Annotated in this window: 18 protein-coding genes; 7 read left to right on the top strand and 11 right to left on the bottom strand. The window is 66.1% G+C overall.

Translation table 11 applies throughout. The features are described from left to right. Positions 1-3: 3 nt before the first annotated feature. Positions 4-1236 (bottom strand): ergothioneine biosynthesis protein EgtB, encoded by a 1233-nt coding sequence (egtB, locus tag JAB4_RS12955; RefSeq protein ID WP_083287135.1) that lies wholly within the window; start codon positions 1234-1236, stop codon positions 4-6. 7 nt (positions 1237-1243) lie between these two features. After that, positions 1244-2236 (bottom strand): L-histidine N(alpha)-methyltransferase, encoded by a 993-nt coding sequence (egtD, locus tag JAB4_RS12950; RefSeq protein ID WP_083287134.1) that lies wholly within the window; start codon positions 2234-2236, stop codon positions 1244-1246. A gap of 321 nt (positions 2237-2557) precedes the next feature. On the opposite strand from egtD, the gene JAB4_RS12945 reads away from it, so the two are divergent. The 3 genes from JAB4_RS12945 to JAB4_RS12935 all read left to right on the top strand — a co-directional run bounded on the left by JAB4_RS12945 (position 2558) and on the right by JAB4_RS12935 (position 9463). Continuing rightward, positions 2558-3250, top strand: a complete 693-nt coding sequence (locus JAB4_RS12945; RefSeq protein WP_070219534.1) for an ABC transporter ATP-binding protein — start codon at positions 2558-2560, stop codon at positions 3248-3250. Positions 3251-3431: 181 nt separating this feature from the next. Further along, positions 3432-3719 (top strand): hypothetical protein, encoded by a 288-nt coding sequence (locus tag JAB4_RS12940; RefSeq protein ID WP_034757399.1) that lies wholly within the window; start codon positions 3432-3434, stop codon positions 3717-3719. A gap of 266 nt (positions 3720-3985) precedes the next feature. Next, positions 3986-9463 (top strand): CHAT domain-containing protein, encoded by a 5478-nt coding sequence (locus JAB4_RS12935; RefSeq protein ID WP_070219536.1) that lies wholly within the window; start codon positions 3986-3988, stop codon positions 9461-9463. Here the strand turns inward: JAB4_RS12935 and JAB4_RS12930 are convergent. Continuing rightward, a complete protein-coding gene (locus JAB4_RS12930; RefSeq protein ID WP_070219538.1) occupies positions 9396-10157 on the bottom strand; it encodes a GNAT family N-acyltransferase in 762 nt (253 codons plus the stop codon). The two genes, JAB4_RS12935 and JAB4_RS12930, sit on opposite strands and share 68 nt — an antisense overlap. A 146-nt stretch (positions 10158-10303) precedes the next feature. Here JAB4_RS12930 and JAB4_RS30635 point away from each other — a divergent pair, with 146 nt between their 5' ends. Then, positions 10304-10810: a hypothetical protein gene (locus JAB4_RS30635; RefSeq protein WP_139143652.1), complete on the top strand. Its 507-nt coding sequence runs from the start codon at positions 10304-10306 to the stop codon at positions 10808-10810. Here JAB4_RS30635 and fdhD read toward each other — a convergent pair. From fdhD to JAB4_RS12905, 4 genes are all read right to left on the bottom strand, one after another. Next, positions 10786-11613 (bottom strand): formate dehydrogenase accessory sulfurtransferase FdhD, encoded by an 828-nt coding sequence (gene fdhD / locus JAB4_RS12920; RefSeq protein ID WP_070219542.1) that lies wholly within the window; start codon positions 11611-11613, stop codon positions 10786-10788. The genes JAB4_RS30635 and fdhD overlap by 25 nt on opposite strands. Before the next feature lie 67 nt (positions 11614-11680). Continuing rightward, positions 11681-12400, bottom strand: a complete 720-nt coding sequence (locus JAB4_RS12915; RefSeq protein ID WP_070219543.1) for a hypothetical protein — start codon at positions 12398-12400, stop codon at positions 11681-11683. Between the two features lie 93 nt (positions 12401-12493). Beyond that, positions 12494-13951 (bottom strand): Ppx/GppA phosphatase family protein, encoded by a 1458-nt coding sequence (locus tag JAB4_RS12910; protein ID WP_070219545.1) that lies wholly within the window; start codon positions 13949-13951, stop codon positions 12494-12496. A 163-nt stretch (positions 13952-14114) separates the two neighbouring features. Next, complete coding sequence (locus JAB4_RS12905) at positions 14115-15197, bottom strand: ionic transporter y4hA (RefSeq protein ID WP_070219547.1); 1083 nt, start codon at positions 15195-15197, stop codon at positions 14115-14117. Between the two features lie 294 nt (positions 15198-15491). Here JAB4_RS12905 and JAB4_RS12900 point away from each other — a divergent pair, with 294 nt between their 5' ends. Continuing rightward, on the top strand, positions 15492-15830 hold the full coding sequence (locus JAB4_RS12900) for a hypothetical protein (RefSeq protein WP_070300480.1): 339 nt from the start codon (positions 15492-15494) through the stop codon (positions 15828-15830). Positions 15831-15846: 16 nt separating this feature from the next. On the opposite strand, the gene JAB4_RS12895 is transcribed toward JAB4_RS12900, so the two are convergent. The 3 genes from JAB4_RS12895 to JAB4_RS12885 all read right to left on the bottom strand — a co-directional run bounded on the left by JAB4_RS12895 (position 15847) and on the right by JAB4_RS12885 (position 18369). After that, positions 15847-16815: an IS1595 family transposase gene (locus tag JAB4_RS12895; protein WP_070308434.1), complete on the bottom strand. Its 969-nt coding sequence runs from the start codon at positions 16813-16815 to the stop codon at positions 15847-15849. Between the two features lie 89 nt (positions 16816-16904). Continuing rightward, positions 16905-18056, bottom strand: a complete 1152-nt coding sequence (locus JAB4_RS12890; protein WP_070222978.1) for a GGDEF domain-containing protein — start codon at positions 18054-18056, stop codon at positions 16905-16907. A gap of 37 nt (positions 18057-18093) precedes the next feature. Beyond that, entirely contained in the window at positions 18094-18369 is a 276-nt protein-coding gene (locus tag JAB4_RS12885; protein WP_070222980.1) for a hypothetical protein, read from the bottom strand. Positions 18370-18532: 163 nt separating this feature from the next. On the opposite strand from JAB4_RS12885, the gene JAB4_RS12880 reads away from it, so the two are divergent. Next, complete coding sequence (locus JAB4_RS12880; protein WP_070222982.1) at positions 18533-19309, top strand: transferase spermidine synthase; 777 nt, start codon at positions 18533-18535, stop codon at positions 19307-19309. A gap of 153 nt (positions 19310-19462) precedes the next feature. After that, positions 19463-22348, top strand: coding sequence for an EAL domain-containing protein (locus JAB4_RS12875; RefSeq protein ID WP_070222984.1), 2886 nt, complete (start codon positions 19463-19465; stop codon positions 22346-22348). Positions 22349-22364: 16 nt separating this feature from the next. On the opposite strand, the gene JAB4_RS12870 is transcribed toward JAB4_RS12875, so the two are convergent. Then, positions 22365-22589 carry a hypothetical protein gene (locus JAB4_RS12870; RefSeq protein WP_070289679.1) on the bottom strand — a complete coding sequence of 75 codons (225 nt, stop codon included), beginning with the start codon at positions 22587-22589 and terminating at the stop codon, positions 22365-22367. Between the last annotated feature and the right edge of the window lie 7 nt (positions 22590-22596).

The raw sequence follows: 22596 nt of genomic DNA, 5'->3' as shown, positions 1-22596 counted from the left end.
TGCTTATGCCACCTGGCGCGCCAGGCGGATGCCCGTAAATTGCCAGCGCGCGCCGGCGGGGAAGAAATTACGGTAGCTGGCGCGCGCATGGCCGGCCGGCGTGGCGCACGACGAGCCGCGCAGCACATACTGGTTCAGCATGAACTTGCCGTTGTATTCGCCCAGCGCCCCGGGCGCCGTGCGGTAGCCCGGGTACGGCGCATAGCTGCTGCTGGTCCACTGCCAGCAATGACCGAACATCTGCCGCAGTCCCGTTCCCGGCGCGCCGGCCGCCGGATGCAGCTGGCCCACCTGCATGTCGACGCCCTGCGCCGCCACTTCCCACTCCGCTTCCGTCGGCAGGCGCGCACCGGCCCAGTGCGCATACGCATCGGCCTCGAACAGCGACAAGTGCGTGGCCGGCGCCTGCGGGTCCAGCGGGCGCAAGCCGGATAAAGTGAATTCCTGCCAGCGGCCCGCCTCGTCGCACTGCCAGTACAGCGGGCAGGACAGCTGTTGCGTGCGGACCCAGTCCCAGCCTTCAGCCAGCCACCAATGCGCCGTGCGGTAGCCGCCCGCCTCGATAAAGGCGAGAAATTCCCCATTCGTCACCAGCGCGCTGGCCAGTTCGAACGGCGCCACGTATTGCGGGTGGCGCGGCAATTCATTGTCAAAACAAAAGCCGTCGCCCGCATGGCCGATCTGCGCCAGGCCGCCGTCGAAGGCGAGCCAGGCCGTGGGCTGCGCGGCTTGCCGCGCCGGCGCCACCGCGCCGTCTAGATAGGCGGGAAACAGGGCGCTCCGCGCCAGCAAGTGTTTGACGTCCGTCAACAGCAATTCCTGGTGCTGCTGCTCGTGTTCCAGGCCCAGCGCCAGCAGCATGGTCAGCCGTTCGCGTTCGTCGCGCGCCAGTTCGCCCGCCAGCAGGCGCGCGATGCGCGCATCGACGTCGGCCCGGTAAGCGCGCACCTGCGCCATGCCGGGGCGCGTCAGCAAGCCCCGCTGAGCGCGCGGGTGCTTCTCGCCCACGCCGTTGTAATACGAGTTGAACAGCACGCGGAAGGCCGGGTGGAATGGCGCGAACGCCGTTTCCATGCTTTCCAGGATAAACGTTTCGAAAAACCAGGTCGTATGCGCGAGGTGCCATTTGACGGGACTGGCGTCCGGCATCGACTGGGCGCCGCAATCTTCGTCGGACAGGGGTTCGGCCAGCCGCAGCGAGTGCTGGCGCACTGTATTGTAATGATCGATCAGCATCTTTTTCTTAGTCCCTGATGATGCGCGCATAAATGACGGCAAACCACTGCTGCGGGTCCGTCCAGACTTGCACGGTGGAAAACCCCGCCTGCTCCAGCAAGCCGACGAAGGCCGGGCGCGTATATTTATAGCTGTCCTCTGTATGGATGCGTTCGCCTTTCGCGAAACGGCGCTGGCCACCTTTCCAATGGACAACTTGTTCGCTGCGCGCTTCCAGGTGCATTTCGACGCGGTGCTCGTCGGCGTTGAAAAAGCCGTGGTGCCGCCACGCGCGCACGTCGAAGTCGGCGCCGATCAGGCCGTTCACGTGGCGCAGCATGTTCAGATTAAAAGCGGCCGTGACGCCCAGCGCATCGTCATAGGCGGCGTCGAGGATGGCGTCGTCCTTGATCAGGTCGACGCCGATCAGCAGGCCGCCATCGCCGTCCGCGTTCGCGCGCAGGCGGCGCAAAAAAGCGGTCGCTTGCTCAGGCGCAAAATTGCCGATCGACGAGCCGGGATAGAAGAACAGGCGCCGCGCGTCGCGCACGCTGTCGGGCAAGTCCAGGCGGCTGGAGAAATCCAGGCCCAGACCGGTCATCTCGATATGCGGAAAGCGCTGCTGCAGCCGGCTCAGCGATTCATTGAGAAAATCGTAGGAAATATCCACGGCCACATATTGCGCCGGATGCAGCAGCGGAAACAGGCTGGCGGCCTTGGCGCAATTGCCCGCGCCCAGGTCGATCAGGGTGCTGCCCGGCCCCACGGCGTGCGCGATCTCGGCGCCGTGGCGCGCGAAGATGGCCGCCTCGGTACGCGTCGGATAGTACTCGGGCAAGGCGCAGATGGCTTCGAACAGTTTCGAGCCGAGCGCGTCGTACAGATACTTGGGCGACGTCCACGCATCGCGCGCCAACAGGCCTGCGCTGATCTCGGCTATCGTGACAGGAGTGGCGCTGGCCGCGCTGGCGTTGCTGGCGGGATACAAATCGGACTGCTGTTGCGCGAGTGGCATGGTCATGGGCTGGCGTCGTCAATATGAGGTTCACGAAGGGCTTGCACGGTCAGCCACCGGGCGCGCCGCCCCTGCCGCAGCGGTGTGCGGGCGCCTTGCCGATGACTTTTTTCCATCATAGCGGAATCCGCGCAAGCCAGCCGTGCGGCAGGTAACTTAAGGTCGAACAGCCGGCATGCACATAAAATTGGTATTACCCAGCAAAAATGATAAGGCTGTCGTATACTACACATTGCCGGCCAAACAATCCGCGCCCCTTGCAGTTCCCAGGCCCCCCTCTCCCCCGCGTGCCTCCCTTTACGATAGCCGTTATTAATCAAGATCACCATGCTCGAATTGCGCCATCTGTCGAAGTCCTATGCCAATGCCCGTCCCGTGCTGGCCAACATTTCCTGCCGCTTCAAGGCGGGGGAATTCATCGCCATCATGGGCGATTCGGGCGTGGGCAAGTCGACCTTGCTGAACCTGATCGCCGGCCTCGATACGCCCGATGCGGGTGCCGAAGCGCACCCTATCCTGGTGGACGGCATTGCCATGTCCAGCCTCGATGACGCCGCCGCCACCCGGCTGCGTCGCGCCCGCATGGGCTTTATTTTCCAGGCTTTCCACGTCTTGCCGCACCTGACCCTGCTGCAAAACGTGGCCCTGCCGCTGCTGCTCAACGGACTGCCCCAGGAGCGTGCCGCCAGCATGCTCGAGGCCGTCGGCCTGGGCGGACGCGGCGGCGACTTTCCGCAGCAATTGTCGGGCGGCGAAATGCAGCGCGTGGCCATCGCCCGCGCACTCGTGCACAAGCCGGCGCTGGTGCTGGCCGATGAGCCCACCGGCAACCTCGACCCGGACACGGCGCACAGCATCCTGCAATTGCTGCGCGCCGAAATCAAAGCCAACGGCAGCTGCGCGATCATGGTCACTCACTCGCTGGCCGCCGCCGAAATGGCGGACCGGACCATGATTCTGACGAAAAGCGGCTTACAAAATACAACAACCGTCAACCAAATTGATCAAACAATCAGTTAATTTAACTGACCATCTGTCACAAGTTTTGTTATCGTAGTATTATTGAAAACACTTGCCTGGTTATCAATGTTGTAACGCGAATGTTGTCACGTCACCCAGACAGCCGTACTGCGATGACGAACTATAGCCGGGACCATATAAAAAGTGGTCTCGTCCCTTGCATAACCTGAAGGAGGAGTAAATGAACGTTCGACAAAAGAAGCTGGAAATGATTGAAGCGATGAACCGGGCGCGTGCGCTCGAACCATCGAGTTTTGTGCCCAACAAGCTGCTCGATACCCTGATCGAGAAGCTGAACTTGAAAAATGATGCGGAACTGTGCCGCGTCCTGGAAGTTCAGCCTCCCATCATCAGCAAGATTCGGCACGGCAAACTGTCGGTCGGTGCAACGATTTTATTGCGCATGCATGAAAAATCGGACATCACCATCCGCGAACTGAAGGAACTGTCCGCCACACCAGTCCATTGAACCACCCGCTGTTGTAATGCCATGCCAGGCACCCAGGTCCCCGGCGCCATGAACTTTTGCCATACAATTCGCGTAGTTCGCTCACCGCACAACATCCGAGCACGATAGCGAAGAGACCCAGCCCAAACCATGCTGACCGTTTCTCTGCCCTGCCGCGCCAGCCCTCCCAGCTTCTCCCCCTGCATTTCCACACATACTTGATCTGACACAACACGCATAGTCCGCGCAGGCATCAAGGTCAGCTTTTAACCAGTGATCCCAACCGCATGTCCAGCGATCCCCTTGCGCCGCCCGTGCTGCGCCTGACGCTCACGCGCGATCCGCTCGCCAGCGCCGGCGATTGCCCCGCCGCGCCCGGCTGGCACAGCGAAACCCACGTGCTGTCGAGCGCGCGCGGCATCGGCAGCTGCCGCATCGCCCTCGATATCGGCCCGGCCGACGTGGTGCAGCTGCTGCTGTGCGACGGCAGTTCGTTGCTGGCAGGCAGCCTGGACCTGCCACGCTACTTGGGGCCGGCCACGCTGGCGCGCGACGGCGCGCCCGCCAGCATCGAAGTGGGGCTGGCCCTGCGCCCGCAGGCGGCGCGCCCGCCGCCCGGCGCCAGCCGCGACGGCCTGGGCGCCTGGATGCTGCGGGCCGTGCGCGTGTACCGCTGCGGCGCCGCCGCCATGACGGCGCTGGCGGCGGCCGGCGCCTTCCAGGACCGCCAGCTGGAACAACGGCTGGGCCTGTACCGCTGCGGCATCGAGGCGGGCGGCATGACGGCCGTCGCCAGCCTGCCCGCCGGGCCGGAACCGGTGCTGCTGCTGTTGCACGGCACGGCCTCGTCGACCCAGCGCAGCTTTGCCGGCCTGTGGCGCAACGGCCTGGCGCCGCAACTGGCGGCGCAGTACGGCAACCGCATCTACGGCTATGAGCACCGCAGCCTCAGCGACAGTCCCATCGAGAACGCGCTGGCCCTCGTGCGCCAGTTGCCGCACGGCGCCGTGCTGCACCTGCTGACCCATTCGCGCGGCGGGCTGGTGGGCGAATTGCTGGCCCGGGCGCAGCGCATCGACAGCCGCGGCGCCGTCGACCTGGCCGGCGACGGCCTGGAGCGATTGAGCGAAAACACGGTGGGCGGCGAAGCGTTCAACAGCCACGATATCGAACACTTCACGGCACAGGCGCGGCTGGGCGGACGCGGCGGCTACGACGCGGATGCGGTGCGCCTGCGCGAATTGAGCGTGGAACTGAAAACACGCGCCATCCGCATCGCCCGTTTCGTGCGCGTGGCTTGCCCGTCGCGCGGCACCACCCTGATGTCGGGCCGCCTGGACCGCTGGGCCAGCGTGATGTTCAACCTGCTGCTGCACGGCGGCGTTCCCGACGGCGCCATGGCCTTCCTGCTGGCCGTGGTGCAGCAGCGCTGCGACGCGCGCATCCTGCCGGGACTGGAAGCGATGATGCCCGACTCGCCCCTGGTGGCGCTGCTCAACGCGCCCGACGTGCGCGTGGCCAGTCCGCTGCACGTGCTGGCCGGCGCGTGCAGCGGCGACGGCCTGCTGGGCTGGCTGGGCGACTGCCTCGACGACCAGCTGTACGGCGGGCAGAACGACCTGGTGGTCAATTGCGCCTCGATGGCCGGCGGCGCCACGCGCAGCACACCCGTGCGGCAACTGCTGCTGCGCGGGCCGCACACGCACCACCTGAACTACTTCGAGCGCGCGCCATCGAGCCAGGCCGCCGTGCAGGCGCTCGCCGGCGACGAGACCGCCTACCAGCCGCTGCCCGGCATCGAGCACGGCCCGCTGGCGCGCGGCGGCGAAGTGCCGAAACGGCGCGCGCACGCGCCCATCGTGCTGCTGCTGCCCGACATCATGGGCAGCCACCTGCAAGTGGGCAACAACCGCATCTGGTTCGACCCCGTCAACCTGGTCGAAGGGCGCATCGAACGCCTGGCCGTGGGCCAGCCGCACATCGTCAGCGCCGGCTGGCTCGAGTCCTGCTATGAACCGTTCGCCCGCTTTCTCGCGCAAAGCCAGGAAGTGCGGCCCTTTACCTATGACTGGCGCTTGTCGCTGCAGGAGTCGTGCCGCGCCTTCCTGCCCGTGCTCGACGACGCCATGCGCGACGCCGAACAGCGCGGCCAACCGTTGCGCATCGTCGCCCACGGCATGGGCGGACTGGTGGCGCGCCTGGCCCTGAAGGACCGCTGGCAGCGCTTCGGCGCCCTGCCCGGCAGCCGATTGCTGCAGGTGGGCACGGCCAACCGTGGCACGCAGGCGATGGTGCAAGTGCTGCTGGGGCGTGACCGGCTGGTGCAGATGCTGGCCTGCTGGATCGGCTGGAAGCACACGCGGCGCCAGTTTCTCGGCTTCGTGCGCGCCTTTCCCGGCGTGCTCGACATGCTGCCGTGGCCGCAGGCGGGCGGCATCGATTATTTCGACGCCGGCGCCTGGGCGCAGCTGGCCGCCGGCGACGCGCAAGCGGGCCTGCCCGGCGGCTGGCAAGCGCCCGAGGCGCCGGCGCTGGCCGCCGCGCGCGCCACCGTGACCCTGCTGGAAGCGGCCCCGCTCGACGCGCGCCATTGCAGCTACCTGGCCGGCTGCGCCGCCACGCCGGTGGCGCTGCGCCTGCGCGACGGCGCCATCGAGACGGCCTGGTCGCCGGACGGCGATGGGCGCACGGCCTGGCTAGGCGCGGTGCCGGACGGCGTGGCGGCCTGCTACCTGCCGGTGGCGCATGGCGACCTGCTGCTGCAAAAGGAATACTACCCGGCCATCGCGCAGCTGCTTGACGGCGGCCAGGGCGCCGCCCTGCCCCGGCACCCGCCGCACGCGCCGGGCGGCGCCCCGCCCCGCTTCCATCCCTACGTGCCCGACGCCACGCCGCTGTACCCGCAGCCGCAGGAACTGCTCGACGCGGCCATCGGCGCCGCCGGCCCCGCCAGCGCGCCGGAAAGGCGCGCGCCGCAGCTGAGCCTATCCATCATCCACGGCAGCATGGCCTCGGCCGATGCGCCCGTCATGAGCGGCTGCTACGCGTCCGAATCGCTGCGCGGCAGCATGAGCTTTCTCGACCGCCTGCTGGCGGGCAAGCTGCAGGAAATCCACGCGCTGGGGCGCTTCCCGCAGCGCCCCGACTCCGCCCTGGTGGTGCTGCAGCCCGATGCGGCACGCCGGCCCGGCGGCGCCATCGTCATCGGCCTGGGCGCGCTGGGCGAGCTGACGCCGGGCGAACTGGCGCGCGCGTTTGCCGGCGGCCTGCTCGAATACGCGTGCGTCTGCCTGCAAGTGCGCGCCGCCGGCCACGTGGCCACGCCGCCGATGGGCGAGCACGGCTTGCGCGTGGCCAGCCTGCTGTCCGGTTCCGGCTACGGCGGCTTGAGCATCGCCCTGTGCGCGCGGGCCCTGATCGACGGCGCGCGCAGCGCCAACCGGCGCCTCGAAGACGCGGGCATGGCCTGCCGCATCGGCCACATCGCCATCTATGAACAGTCCGAGGCGCGCGCCATCGCCGCCGCCGTGGCCATCGAGCAGATCATGGCCGAGGCGCGCTACCAAGGCAGCTTCTCGTTCGAGCGGCGCATCCGCCACAGCCCCGGCGGCTACCGGCGCATCTTGCCCAGCCTGAGCGGCGACAATGGCTGGCGCCGCGTGCAGATCGTCGCCGCGGATCTCTCGGGCGCCCTGCGCTTCACCGTGCTGACGGACCGCGCCCACAACAGCGTCGACGAGGAGCCGAACCAGCGGCAAGCCGTCGATGGCCTGATCATGGATGCCACCGACAACACCACCGACCAGCCGGGATTGTCGCGCGCCCTGTACGAACTGATGCTGCCCAATGGCCTGAAAGCGGCCATCCCCGAGATGCGCGGCCTGATCCTGGCCGTCGACCAGAGCGCCGCCATCTACCCGTGGGAACTGATGCGCGACGAGGCGGGCAGCGAGGAAAGCCCCCTGTCGACGCGCATCGGCATGGTGCGCCAGCTGGCCAGCCTGCGCGAGAAGCCGCCCGCCGTCAGCCCGCCCAGCAACAGCGTGCTGGTGATCGGCGACACCGATTCCGGCCTGCCCGAGCTGCCCGCCGCGCAGGCCGAGGCGCAGGACGTGGCGCGCATGTTCGGCGCGTACGGCTACCAGGTGCGCGAGCTGCTGCGCCCGCAGGCGCAGCGCGTGCTGGTGCACCTGTTCGACGAGCGCTATTTCGCCATCCACCTGGCCGGCCATGGCGAAGTGGCCGGCCCCGGCATCGCCCATACGGGCCTGGTGCTGGGACCGAAGACGCGGCTGACGGCGGCGCAGGTGGGGAAATTGAAGCGCGTGCCGCAATTCGTCTTCATCAATTGCTGCCACCTGGGCGACATGCGCCCGGACGCCATCGCGCCGTGGTCGAAACTGGCCGCCAGCCTGGCCACGGCCTTCATTGAAATGGGCTCGCAGGCGGTGATCGCGGCCGGCTGGCGCATCGACGACCAGGCAGCCAGCATCTTCGCGCACAGCTTTTATCACGCCATGCTGAGCGGCGAATACTTCGGCGACGCCGTGCGCCTGGCGCGCGAGGCGGCGTATCTGCAGTTCCCCGCCTCGAACACCTGGGGCGCCTACCAGGCGTACGGCGACGACCGCTACCGCTTTCCGAACACGCAGAGCCGGCCCTGGCAAGCGCCCGATTACCACTACCACGGCCATTTGCTGGCCGACCTGGAAACCCTGCACGCGCGCCTGGCGGGTGCCGATCCTGCGCGCCGCGCGGCCATCGAGGAAAAGCTGGGCAGCATAGAGGAAGCCGTGCGCGCGCGCTTCTTCGGCTGCGCCGACATCCGCGAAAACATGGCCGCCACGCGCGCCGGTCTCGGTGGACTGGAGAACACCCTGCGCGCCATCGAACACTACCGGGCGGCGCACAGCGCGGCCGACGGCAAGGTGGGCTTGCGCGCGCTCGCGCACTGGGCGGAAATGGAGATACGCCAGGGCGCGGCCCTGTGCGGCCTCGATGCGGGTGCCGGCATCGAAGTGCCCGCCGTGCCCGACACGGCCCAGGGACGCCAGCTGCTGCAGGATGGAAAACAGCATATCGACCTGCTGGTGGCACTGGCGCCCACGGCGCAGCGCCTGGCCCTGCTGGGACGCTACTGGGCCTTGCAGGCGCGCCTGGCCTGCCGCGAAGGAAACTCCGGCGCATCGGCCCTGCGCGCCATGACGGACGCCTGCCTGGCCGCGCTGGAAGAAGCGCGGCGGCGCAGCGGCGCGGCCGACTGCGACCTGATTTTCCAGGTGCTGGCGGGCGCCCTGCTGCTGAAAGCCCATGGCGACGGCGGTGCCTGGCGCGCGCTCGATCCGCAGCTGGGCGACTTGCTGCACGACGCCATCGCCTATGCGCGCCAGCGCCACGCGGATGAACACCGCGCCATCGACGCCGGCGCCCCCGTGCGCGCCGCCCTGCTGGCGGCCCTGTGGCAGGCGCCGGACGGCCAGTCCTTCGACTCTTCCGCGCGCGCCGCCTTCCTGGCCCTGTACCACGACGCCGTGCGGCGCCACGGCAGCATCGGCGAACCCGAAACGATCACGGCGCCGCTGCGCTTCCTGCTCGAACTGCTGCCGCCCGACAGCCCGGAGACCGGCTTGCGCAGCGCCGTGCAGGCGCTGGCCAGCCAGCTGCAGGCCTCACTGCCCGGCGCGAGCCCTGGCAGCCTTAGCCAGGCACCACCCCGTAATGACGCGCATAGCGCTCGTCCAGATTCGCCAACGGCATCATCATGAACATGTCGGCGCTTTCGAAATCAGGATCCCAGGCCGGCTCGCCGCAAATCCAGGCGCCCGAACGCAGATAGCCTTTGATCAGCGGCGGCACTTGCGGCTTGTGCGCCGCTTCCACCTGGTGGATGGGGAAAGGCAGGTGCGGCGTGACGCGGTACTCGCTTGGGGCCATGTGCTTTTCCGCCAGCGCCTGGTACACGGCGACGGCGTTATGGCCGCCATCGGCCAGGCTGATGCTGGCGCAGCCGACCAGGTAGTCGCAGCGCTCGCGGCGCATGTATTCGGCCAGGCCCGACCACAGCAGCATGATCACGCTGCCGCCCCGGTATTTCGGGTGGATGCAGGCGCGGCCCGCTTCGACCATGCGCCCGCGCAGGTTCTTCAGGCGGCTCAGGTCGAACTCGTTTTCCGCATACAGGCGGCCGATCTTGGCCGCCTTGGCCGCGCTCAGCACGCGGTAGGTGCCCACCACTTTCAGGGTGTCGGCGTCGCGCACGATCAGGTGATCGCAGTGCGCGTCGAATTCATCGCTGTCGAGGCCATCGGCGTTGGCCAGCGACGTCAATCCCATCGTCTCGATAAACACCTTGTAACGCAAACGCTGGACTTCGCGCAATTCCGCCGCCGTGGAGGCCTGGCTCAGCACCAGCTGGACCGGCCGGGCCTTGGCTTCGTTTGATGCGATTATGTTTTGCATGGTTTCATCCCCCTGTGATCAAGACGACTCCAGCGTACTTGCCTAATATGTCAGGAAAATGACAGCCGAATGTCATTTCCATGACGCAAGGCAATGCCATGCGGGGATCGTGCATAATTACCACACTCGCCCAGCCGAAAGAGTCCATGACAGACACCGACGCCGTCCACATCACGCCCTACACCAAGCCTGCCGCCGGCTGGGACGCCTTGAAACACGCGGCCATCAGCCTGCGCCAGGAGCGCGTCGCGCCCGGGAATCTGAAGGCGCTGCTGGCGCAAAACCAGCCGGACGGTTTCGATTGCCCCGGCTGCGCCTGGCCCGACCGCCACCACGCGTCCACGTTCGCCTTTTGCGAAAACGGCGCCAAGGCCGTCGCCGCCAATGCGACCGATATCGCCATGCTGGGTTTTAAGGATGGCGACATGGTCGATTTGATAGGCGCCTGGGACGATGGCGTGGCACGCCGGGCCGACGGTTTCCGGCTGGTCTCCTATGACATCCCGCGCGGCTGCCTGGGCGCCTACTACCCGGAGACGAATGCGCTGGTGCCGCTGGCCGGCACGGCCAACGGCGCCGGCACGCCGACGTCGAAGTCCGTGCCGGTGCTGCTGCAAGCTGCGAATGTTCAGATGCCGATATCCGGCGTGTAGTCCACGTACGCGTCCTGACGGCAGAAACCCACCAGTTTCATGCCGGCCTGCGTGGCGATGGAAATGGCCAGCGAACTGGGGGCGGAAATCGTCGCCAGCAAGGGTATCTGCATGCGCGCCGCCTTGCGCGCCAGCTCGTAGCTGCCACGGCTGGACAGGAAGACGAAGCCGCGCCGCATGTCGATATCGTGCAGCGCCAGGTAGCCAATCAGCTTGTCGAGACCATTGTGCCGGCCGACATCCTCGAACACGTGCACGATGTCGCCGTCGGGCGTGCACCACGCGGCCGCGTGCACGCCGCCCGTTTCCCGCATCAGCGCCTGGTGTTCGCGCAAGCCGGCCGATGCGCGCGCCAGCGCGGCGGGCAAGTCGACGCGGATCAGGGATGGCGGCAGCGCCGCGGGCAGCAAATCGAGCATGTCGATGCTGTCGATGCCGCACACGCCGCAGCCCGTGCGGCCCGTCAGCTGGCGGCGCCGGTCCTTCAGGCGCACGAAATCCTCCTGCGCGATGCTCAAGGACACTTCGGCGGAATCGGGACGCAGCAACACTTCGCAATCGAAGATGGCGGCAGCCGATGCCACCACGCCTTCCGTCAGCGCGAAACCGTAGGCAAACGCTTCCAGGTCGCGCGGGGTGGCCATCATGACGACGTGGGAAATGCCATTGAAGACCAGCGCGACGGGGATTTCCTCGGCGACGTGGTCGATGGCGGCAGTGGATTCGCCGCCGCAGTGGCGGACAATGGCGCGCTCGACGAAGCCGGCGCGTTCGATCTCTGTTTCTTCTAACATGGCAACCATGGGGAACTATCACAGGCCCCATGGTAAACCAGAACGGCCAGGCAGGGGGCGGCCCCTGCCCGCGCCATCAATCCTTCTTCGGACGGCCCGTTTTCAGCTGCGGCAAACCGGCCAGCACGTTTTGCAGCGTGGCCAGGTCGATCTGGCTGATCAGCGCCACGCCGATGCGCAGCAATTCGCTTTTCTTGATCTCGAAACCGGCCTTCAGGCAGGCTTTCTTGACCTGGCCCAGGACTTCGTATTCCGCTTCGGGCATGGTGAAGCTGTCGCGCACCAGTTTCGGCTTGCGGGCTTTTTCCTTGACGGCGGCGACCTTGGCGACCGGCGCTTTTTTCGCTGGCGCAGGCTTGGCGGCAGCCTTGGCAGCCGGTTTGACGGCGGTTTTCGCTGCCGGCTTGGCGGCGGGCTTTGCAGCAACCTTGGCCGCTGGCTTGGCAACGGTTTTTACTGCCGTCTTGGCGGCAGGCTTGACAGCGGCCTTGGCGACAGGTTTGGCAACGGGCTTGGCCACGACGGCCTTGGCCGCCGGCTTGGCGGCTGGCGCCTTGGCGGCGGCGGGCTTGGCGGCAGCCGGTTTCGCTGCCGCCGGCTTCGCAGCGGCCGGTTTGGCGGCCACTGGCTTGACGGCGGCCTTGGCCACCGGCTTGGCTGCCGGCTTCGCGGCGGGCTTCACTGCAGGCTTGGCGGCCGGTGCGGCCTTGGCCGCTGCCGCGTTGATCGATGCGCTGGTCGGGAACATCGATACGGGCGCGCTGTCGGCCTTTTTCGCTGGGGTGGTTTTGGTCATGGATTCTCCAATCTAGTAAATAATATAAACAATATATACTGTTTTTTGAAATCTTGCTTGCTGCACATCAAGTCATGCGCATGCCATGACCTTCTAGGCGCTGGCGCGGATGGTGAAATCGACCCCGACCTCATCCCAGAATTCCTGCTCCTTCTCGATCCAGAACGACACGGTGGGATGGTGCGCCACCCAGCCGCGCTTGATGTCGAGTTCGATGCGGCTCTTCATGCGCAGGCGCAGTTCGCTGAAGTCGGCCTCGATGCGCGCATGCATGAGCAGAATCGACAGGCGCAGCGCCAGCACGGCCTTGGCGAAATCGGGATCGGACAGCACTTCGCCTATCTTGCGCAAGTTGCCCTTCTGCGCCAGGATCAGCCGGCTCATGGTCTTCTGTTCGCGCGTGGTAAAACCGGGCAAGTCCGCATTTTCCACGATATACGATGCATGCTTGTGATAACCCGTCTGCGACACGGCCAGACCCACCTCGTGCAGCAGGCTGCTCCAGCGCAGGCATTTCACGAGGGCATCGGACGTGGGCTTGAGCTGCGCGTACATGGCCAGCGCCTGCTCGGCCACCCGGCCGGCGCGCTGCTGGTCGATATGGAATTTCTCCATGCAGCCCTGCACCGACTGTTCGCGGCGGTCGCGCTTGGTCGAACGCAGGTACAGATCCCACATCACACCCATGCGCAAACCCGCCTCGATCGGCGTCATGGCGGGAATGGCCAATTCGCGGAACAGGCCGATCAAGATGGCCAGGCCGCCGACGATGGTGCTGGCGCGGTCGGGGCGCAAGCCCGGCATGTCGATGCGGCTGGTGTGACCGAGTTCGATGAAGCGGCGCGCCAGCGCATCGAGGCTGACGCTGGTGAGCAAGCCGTCACCAAGCTTGTTGCGGGCGATGATGTCGGCGATCGTGCGGATGGTGCCGGAAGAGCCGTAGGCCGTCTTCCAGTGCTGCGGATGGTATGGCGGCGCGGCATCCTCGAAATGGCTGCGCGCCGACAGGATGGCCGCCTCGAACGACGGCGCGTCGATGCGTCCGCCGATGAAGAACGACAGGCTTTGCTTGACCGTGCCCAGGCTGAAAGATTCGACGCGTTCGATATCATTGCCGCGCCCCAGTATCAGTTCGGTCGAACCGCCGCCGATATCCATCACCAGCCGGCGTTCACCGGGAATGGCCAGCGCATTGGCCACGCCCATGTAGATCAATCGCCCCTCTTCCTCGCCCGAGATGATTTCGATCGGGTAGCCGATGGCTTGCTCGGCCAGCGGCAGGAAGACGGCGCCGTTGCGCGCCACGCGCATGGCCGACGTGGCCACCACGCGCACGGCATCGAGTTCGAAGCCGGCGAGAATGGCGCGAAAGCGCTGCAGGCAGGCCAGTGCGCCCTGCATGGCCGCTTCGGTCAGGTCGCCATTGGCGTCCAGGCCGGCGGCCAGGCGTATCGGATCGCGCACGCTCTTGACCACGCGGATGGTGTCGCCATCATGCTTGCCGACGTGTAAACGAAAACTGTTGGACCCCAGGTCCACCGCTGCATACATACTGGCCTCTTGTCTTGTCATGACTGTGCCAACTGAAAAAGTTGGCAAATTCAGTTGCTAAACTATATAAATCATTTAAACGATTTAAAAATCCTACCACACTACCCTCATCGTATGACAGCGGCGTGACAGGATTGTGACAAAACGGCAGCCGTGCGGCAGCTTATGGGACGATGGTGGTAAAGAGATACACGGCGAAAATCACCAGGTGCACCGTGCCCTGCATGACCGTGGTGCGGCCCGTGCCCAGCGACAGGGTGGCCACCATCAGCGACAGCAGCAACAGCACCGTCGACTTGATATCGAGTCCCAGCGTAATGGTCAGGCCCGTGGCCAGCGACACCACCACCACGGCCGGAATAGTCAGGCCGATGCTGGCCAGCGCGGAGCCGAGCGCCAGGTTCAAGCTCGTTTGCAGGCGATTCGCGCGCGCGGCGCGCACGGCGGCCAGGCCTTCGGGCAGCAGCACGATGGCGGCGATGACGATGCCGACCAGGGTTTTCGGCGCGCCCATGGCGGCAATGGCCGTCTCCAGCGCGGGCGCCAGCGACTTGGCCAGCAGCACCACGGCGCCCAGGCACACCAGTAGCGCACCGGCGCTGACCCAGGCGACGGTGGGCGTGGGCGGCGCCGCATGCACCTCTTCATCGCCGACGGCTTCCTTGGGCAGGAAGTAATCGCGGTGGCGGACCGTCTGCACCAGCACGAAAGTGCCGTACAGGACCAGCGAGATGACGGCGATGAAAATGAGCTGGCTGGAGTTGTAGTAAGGGCCGGCGGCGCTCGACGTGTAGTTCGGCAGCACCAGCGTCAAAATGGCGATGGCCGCCAGGGTGGCCAGCGACGCGCTCACGCCCAGCAGGCCGAAGGTCTGCTCGCGGTGGCGCCCGGCGCCCAGCAGCAGGCAGATGCCGACGATGCCGTTCAAAATGATCATGATGGCGGCAAACACGGTGTCGCGCGCCAGCCCCGTCGTTTCCGGTCCGCCAGCCAGCATCAGCGAGACGATCAGCGCCACCTCGATCAGCGTCACGGCCAGCGCCAGCACGAGGGTGCCATACGGTTCGCCGATGCGGTGCGCGACCACTTCCGCGTGGTATACGGCGGCCAGCACGCTGCCGATCAGGCCAGCCACCAGCAGGATCTGATAGGCGCCGCCGAGATTGAGGGTGGAACCGAACAGGAACAGCCAGCCGGCAAGCGGGGCGGCAAGCGGCCATACAGGCAGGGATTTGAGCATTTTCATTATGAGCCTGGCAAGAGTAAAAAAAGAGGGGCGCGGTGCGGACGGCAAAGGACAGCCTGGCGTGCATGCCACAGCATAACTTGCCTAGCTTAAATGCAAGTTAGGGAATACACATCTCGAATGACGGCGACCCGCGCCTGACCCGCCTTTCAATCACCTTGCCACAGTGCACCTGCTTGCTACCAGTAACTATAGTCCCTTTGGTAACATGCCGTTGCAATTTTCTTGTCTTTTTGCTTGCTGCCGCCGTCATAATGCAGGGTCCGCCTTCCAGGCACCGACCAAGGACAAACCATGATTTCCATAAACAGCACAGCCATGTGCGCGTTCTTTTTCGCGGGCAGCCTGCTGTGCGCCGCCGCGCAGGCGGACACACCGCCGGCGCAGGCAGCGCAGGTTGACGCCAACTGGGCCACCGCGCCCGCGCCTGCCCCGGAGGCACGCTGGCAAGACAGCCTGCCGCCCGCGCCGCCCGTGGCGCCACGCGAAGAAAAGATACTGCCCAAGAGCGAATGGCTCAGCGTCGAGCCGATGAAGGCGCCTGACCGGCGCTGCGATCCGGGCCTCGATGCGCTGTTCTTGCCCAAAGAATGCGGCAAGGAACCCAGCTGGCTGGGCTCGCACAAGAAATAATCCGGTTTAGATATGGCTATGTCACCGTCAAATGTGGGAACTCGCCCAGTGTTGCCTTCAATAATGTTTCTGGGGAGCGGATGCGCCCGGCGTCGAGTATCCAGCGCCACCCCAGGTAATTCGGCAGATAACGGCTGGCCACGCCATGGAAGATGCGCAGCCAGCCGCGCAAGCGGCTGTGATACGCGTTGACGTTCTGCACGTGGGCGGCGCCCTGCACGCGGATGCCGGCACGCACATTGACGGCCTGGTGACTGATGCCCGCTTCACGCGCGAAGGCCCGATAGGCGGCATGGCCATCGGTGACCAGCAAAATGTCCTTGTCGATCACCGGTGGCAGGCAAGCATGCAGCTGCGCCTTGGTCAGCGCCCCTTTTCCCGTGACGAAATCGCGGGTTTGTCCCGTGCGGTCGCGCGCCACCAGGATGCAGACTTGTTCACTGGAAATGCCGCGCTTGTGGGCATGGCCGCCACGGCGGCGCGCCGGACGCGTCAGATGCCGCGCGCCCTTTTCCGATTCGAGCACATACAGCTCGTCCGCTTCGGCGATGCCATGCAGGCAATGGGGCCGGTCCGTCTTGGCCAGGCTTAAAAACCGGTGGCGCCAGCGAAAGGCGGTGTTGCGGTGCACGCCCAGCTGGCTTGCCGCCTTGCGCACGGAAGCCGATTCGAGCAGGCAATCGGCGTAGTCGAGCCACAAGGTCTTGTGGCGCAAGCGGGCTAGCGGCGTGCCGGTGAGCGCATTGAAGGTGCGCCCGCACGGCACGCAACGGTAGCGCTGCAGTCCATGCGCATGACCGTGCCGGTGCGCATGGCTGCTGTTGCAGGCGGGACAGTGTAACCGCTGCCGGGCCACGCTTTCGAGCAGTGCCACGGTGGCGTTCTGCGATCCTGCCCCGCGCAGCAGAGCAGTGCTCGCCTGACGCTGGCGACGGCTCAGTGCGGCAAACTGGGTGATGAAGGTTTTCCATTCGGCTGACTGCATGAAAGGCTCCCGTTTGTCTGATAGGTACAGTCAGACAGCCGGGGCTGGGAAAGATTCCTGAACTTCCCCTACTTAGCGGGAACAGAGCCTTAGATATCGAGGGTGCTGGCGCCCTGCGCCTCCACCACCCTGTTGCGGCCCGCCTGCTTGGCCGCCTGCAGCGCCTCATCGGCCCGCTTGAACAGGCTGACGGTGCTGTCTTCGGCGCGGATGGTGGTCACGCCCAGGCTGGCCGTCAGCTGCAGCACGGCACGCTCCGTCTTGACGGGCAGCGCTTCGACGGCGGCGCGGATGCGTTCGGCCACCATCAGCGCATCGGCCAGGGTCGTGCGCGGCAGCTGGATGGCGAATTCGGCGCCGCCCAGGCGGCCCATCAGGTCGCTGTCGCGCAGCTGCTGGCGGCAGGTGTCGACGATGGTTTTGAGCACCGCGTCGCCGACCGGATGGCCGTAGCTGTCGTTGACTCTTTTAAAATGGTCGATATTGAGCACCACCAGCGCCGTCGGCAAGCCGGGCCGGCGCGCCAGCGCCATCCACGGCGCCAGCGCCTGGTAAAAGCCGCGCCGGTTCGGCACGCCCGTGGCCGCGTCGAGCACTTCCAGGCGCGCCAGCTCGCCGCCCAGTTTTTCACGCGACAGCAGCAGATAGCCGAAGGCGTTCGTCAGCATCATCAGGTACAGGGCGCCGAAGCCGGCCAGCTGCATCAGCTCCGCATCGAAACCGGGAACGGTGGCGGCAAGCACGCCGCGCGCGGCGATCAGCAAGGACAGCACGCCCATGCTGACGACGAGGAAGCGGCGCAGCATGCTCGCTTCGCGCCATTTCAGGCACAGGGCGGCCACGCCGGCGAGGAAAAAGCCGGCCACGATGAGCGAGCCGCCGGCGCTGCGCAGCAGCGGCGCCACGTCGAACAGGTAGCAGGCGGCAAACAGGGCCACCGACAGGCCCAGCGCCGGCAAGACATAACGTCGCCAGCCGCCGCGCCCGGCCGCCTGCCACAGCGCGCCCGCATCGAGCGCCATGCCGGCAAACAGCAGGCTGTTGCCGAGCAGGATGGAGAGGAAATCGGGCAGCACGCCGCGGAAATACAGCAGGCACCAGGCGATGGCCTGGCATTGCTTGGCCACCGCCCAGGTGGACATGCTGAGCGACTTTTTGCGCTCGTATTCGAAGAAAAACAGGGCCGCGCACAGGCTCAGGTTGCCGAGCGCCAGGGCCAGTACCAGGGTCTTGATATCCATGGGCTACGCCATCGCCGCGCCGCCGCGGCACGCTGTGTCAGATTTCGTGTTCGACATTGGTGCTGCCGTCGCCGATCTTGCTGGCCCACGCCTGCACGAAATACTGCTTTTCCACGTCGCTGGGCGCTTCGTGCCAGAACACGATGAGGGTGCCCTTGTGGTCGTGGATCTGCGCCACTTTTTCAATGAAGCCGACATTGCCGGCCTGGTCCGCCAGCGCCGCCGCGTAGCCGTACACGCGCGTCAGCCGCTCGATGCGGTCAGGCTCCGTAAAACTGTTCGTCGCCGTAATGATGGGGTGATCCAAAAACATGCTTGTCTCCATGGTGCCCGACTGCGCGGCCGTGCCGCCGCGCGCCGTATATCTGCATATACGCATGCTCGGCGCGGATTAATCGGGTATGCTCACGGGAGCTTATCAGATTTCTCTGAATGCAACAAAGCATCTTCCCCAGTCCACTCAGCGAAGTCGTCCCATGCCGGAACACAGAAGCACCACCCCACTTGCCCCGCAGGTGCATACCTGTGGCGACCGGCGCCGCCTGGAATTCCAGCCCGGCATGATCCAGAGCGAAATGCTGCTGTCGCGCCCCGACCATCTGCTGCTGCGCTATGCGCGCGCCATGATGTGCTTTACCCTGTTCGTGCCGCGCCCGCGGCACATCCTGATGGTGGGCCTGGGCGGCGGTTCGCTGCTGAAATTCTGCCACCGCCACCTGCCTGACACGCGCATCACCGTGCTGGAATTGCGCGCCGACGTGATCGCCCTGCGCGAGCAGTTCATGCTGCCGCCCGACGACGCGCGCCTGCGCATCATCGAGACGGATGCCGTCAGCTATATCCGCCAGCATCCGGGCTGCGCCGACGTGCTGCTGCTCGACGGCTACGACGAAACGGGCTTGCCGCCCGCCCTCGGCAGCGCGCGCTTCTATGCGGACTGCCTGCGCGCCCTGTTGCCCGGCGGCGTGCTGGCGGCCAACCTGTTCAGTTACGACGAGCACTATCCCGCCATGCTGGCGCGCCTGATGCTCACCTTCCGCGGCGCCGTCTGTCACTTCGACGGCATCGCCGGCAACAACCGCATCATCTTCGCCGCCAAGCCTGAGCAAGGCCAAGGCGCCGACGGCCGCGCCGTGCGCGTCGTGCGCCTGGTGCGCTGGCGCCGCGTATGCGGCCTGGCTTTCCTGAACCGGCTGCTGCCGGCATGGCAACTGTGGCGTTTGCGCCGGCAATCAGGCGCACGCGACAACTGATAGTCGTCCGCCATGGCCATCTATATTGTTGCTTATTAGCAGCGATCTGGTACAAAATTCGCATGATGGATGTGGTTTATGACAAACTACGGCCTGCGCGGGCCGGCAGGTGCTGCCGAGCAATTGTGTCCATGAAGTGAGATAGGAAAAACCATGCTGCGTGGCCGCCTGCCATTGTCGATTTCCGCCGCGGCCGCGCTGACCTTCGCCTGCGGCGTCAGCGTGACGGCCGTGCTGTTCGCCGCCATCAGCCAGCTCGAATACGACAAGATGAGCCTGAGCCTGCAGCAACGCGCCGGCGCCAGGGTGGCCGCCATCGAGCAGGGACTCGACGACGCGGTCGAGGTGCTGACCACGACGAACCAGCTGTTTGCCGCCGTCGTGCCCGTCACGCGCGAACAGTTCCACGACTTCACCACGCCGCTGCTGCAGCGCCACCCGTTCATCCAGGCCTTCAATTTCCACCGCATCGTGCCGCATGCGCAGCGCGCGGCATTCGAAGCCGAGCTGCGGCGCATCGTGCCCGACTACGCCATGATGGAAATGCGCGACGGCGTCATCGTGCCCGCGACGACGCGGGCCAGCTATATGGTGGTCGACTATCTCGAACCCTTGCAGGGCAACCGCCCCGCCTTCGGCCTGAACGTCAGCCCGAGCGGCATGCTGGCGCGCGCGCTGGAACAATCGATCATCAGCGGCCAGACCACCGCCACAGGCCTGCTGACCCTGGCGCAGGGACCGCAGCAGGGCTTCGTCATCGTACGGCCCGTGTACCGCCACGGCGTGCCACTACAAACGGTGCAGCAGCGGCGCGCGGCGCTGATCGGCGATACGGCGGCCATCGTGCGCGCCGGCGAACTGGTGCAGAAAATCCTCGCCGGCGCCGACCTGCTGGGCGACCCGCAGCTTGAACTGAGCGTCTATGCGGACGCCGGCGCCGACCCGCGCCAGTTGATCTTCCGGCACGGCCAGGCGCCTGCCGACGAAGCGGGCGTCACCTGGGAGGTGCTGCCGCGCTGGCTGCACTTTGCTTACCACAGCCATTATGACCGTGCCTTTTTTTCCGCCGGCCGGCCCTGGCACGTGCGCGTGGTGGCCCATCCGCGGCCCTTCCTGGCCGACCACCTGGGCTCGCTGTTCACCGTGATCATGGGCTTGCTGTTCAGCTTGCTGACGGCCGCCTTCGTGCAATCGCTGACGCAGCGCTCGCGCCGCGTGCAGCTGCTGGTGGAGCAGCGCACTGCCGACCTCAAGCGCAGCAACGAGCTGCTCAGCGCCGACGTGCGCGCGCGCCAGCGCACGGAGCGCGCCCTGCAGGAAAGCGAAAAGCGCTTCCGCCGCCTGCTGGCCTTGTCCTCGGACTGGTACTGGGAGCAGGACGCCAACTTCTGCTTCACCCACATCACCAGCGGCTTCACGGACAAGTCGAACATGCCGCTGGAACGCTTCATCGGCATGACGCGCTGGGACAACAACCCGGAGATGCGCAATTCGCGCTGGGGCAAGCAGCATATCGCCAATCTGGAAGCCCACCTGCCCTTTTCCAACCTCGAATATGCGATGCACGACCGCAATGGCCAGCTGCGCTGGTTCAGCGTCAATGGCGAACCGCTGTTCAACGAGTTCGGCGAATTTCGCGGCTACCGGGGCACGGGTTCCGAAATCACGGAACGCAAGCTGGCCGAGCAGCAAATCCAGCACATCGCCCACCACGACGTGCTGACGGGCTTGCCCAACCGCGCCCTGCTGCGCGACCGCCTGGCGCAAGCGATGGCCCTGTCGCGCCGCAAGAACCGCGCGCTGTGGGTGCTGTTGATCGACCTCGACCGCTTCAAGTTCGTCAACGACAGCCTCGGTCACAAGGCCGGCGACCTGCTGCTGAAAACCATCGCCACGCGCCTGCAGGCCAGCCTGCGGGAAACCGATACGGTGGCGCGCCTGTCGGGCGACGAATTCGTCGCCATCCTGTGCGAACAGGCCGACGAAGCGCTCAGCGCCGCCATCGTGCAGCGCGTGATGGATGCCGTGGCCCAGCCGGTATTGCTGGATGGCAAGGAATTCTTCGTCACCTGCAGCATCGGCGTAGCCGTCTACGACATCTCGCGCTACGACGCTCCCGGCGACGTGACCCTGAACGGCGAGACGCAGAACCTGATCGAGCAGGCCGACATCGCCATGTACTGCGCCAAGAAACAGGGCCGCAACAACATCAAGTTCTACACGACGGCCATGAACCAGGCCACCCTGGAGCGCCTGCGCATCGAGACGGCGCTGCGCAACGCCCTGGAGCGCGAACAGTTCGTGCTGCATTACCAGCCGCAGCTGGACCTGGCCAGCGGGCGCATCGTCGGCGTGGAAGCGCTGCTGCGCTGGCAGCATCCGGAACTGGGCATGGTGGCGCCGCAGCGCTTCATCGCGCTGGCGGAAGATACGGGCCTGATCGTGCCGATCGGCGCCTGGGTCATGCGCGAGGCGTGCGCGCAGGTGAAACGCTGGCATGCGGCGGGGCTGGACACGCTGCGCCTGGCCGTGAACCTGTCGGCGCGCCAGTTCAACGAGCCGAACCTGGTCGCCTCGATCGCCGAAGTGCTGCTGGAAACGGGCCTGCCGCCCGCCTGCCTGGAACTGGAACTGACGGAAAGCCTGTTCATGCACGATGTGGCGCTGGCCGTCAGCCAGCTGCACGACATGAAGGCACTGGGAGTGCAGCTGTCGATCGACGACTTCGGCACCGGCTATTCCAGCTTCGCCTACCTGCGCACCTTCCCCATCGACGTACTGAAGATCGACCGCAGTTTCGTCGGCGACGTGGCGCGCGACGCGGACGACGCAGCCATCGTCGTCTCCATCATCGCCCTGGCGCACAATCTGAAACTGCGCGTGGTGGCCGAAGGCGTGGAAACGGCCGAGCAGCTCGATTACCTGCGTCAGCACGGCTGCGACGAGGCGCAAGGCTATTACTTCAGTCACCCGCTGCCTGCGCACGAGGTGGAACTGCTGCTGCGGGCCGAAACGAAGGAAGCGAACGCTGCGGCCTGACGCGCGTGCGCGCAGGCTAGCCGGCCGGCAGTCTGGCGAGCAGCGCCAGTTCCTCCCAGTCGTCAGCGAGGCCGGCTGCCGCCAGAAACTCCGCCACGCCCTCGCTGGCATCGATGTCGGGCGCGCTGCCCGGCTCGGCCCACAGGTTGTCGCATTCGGTGCAAACGACCACCTCCTGCCCCGTTTTTCTGACTTTCGCAAGAATCAGGTCGCCGTATTCGCCGCAGGTGGGGCACTGCATGCCCTTC

This window comes from Janthinobacterium sp. HH102 (assembly GCF_001758625.2).
In the GTDB taxonomy this organism is placed as follows: Bacteria; Pseudomonadota; Gammaproteobacteria; order Burkholderiales; family Burkholderiaceae_D; genus Janthinobacterium.
Note: the sequence above shows the minus strand (reverse complement) of the source record. Positions and strands in the feature narration are given on the sequence as shown.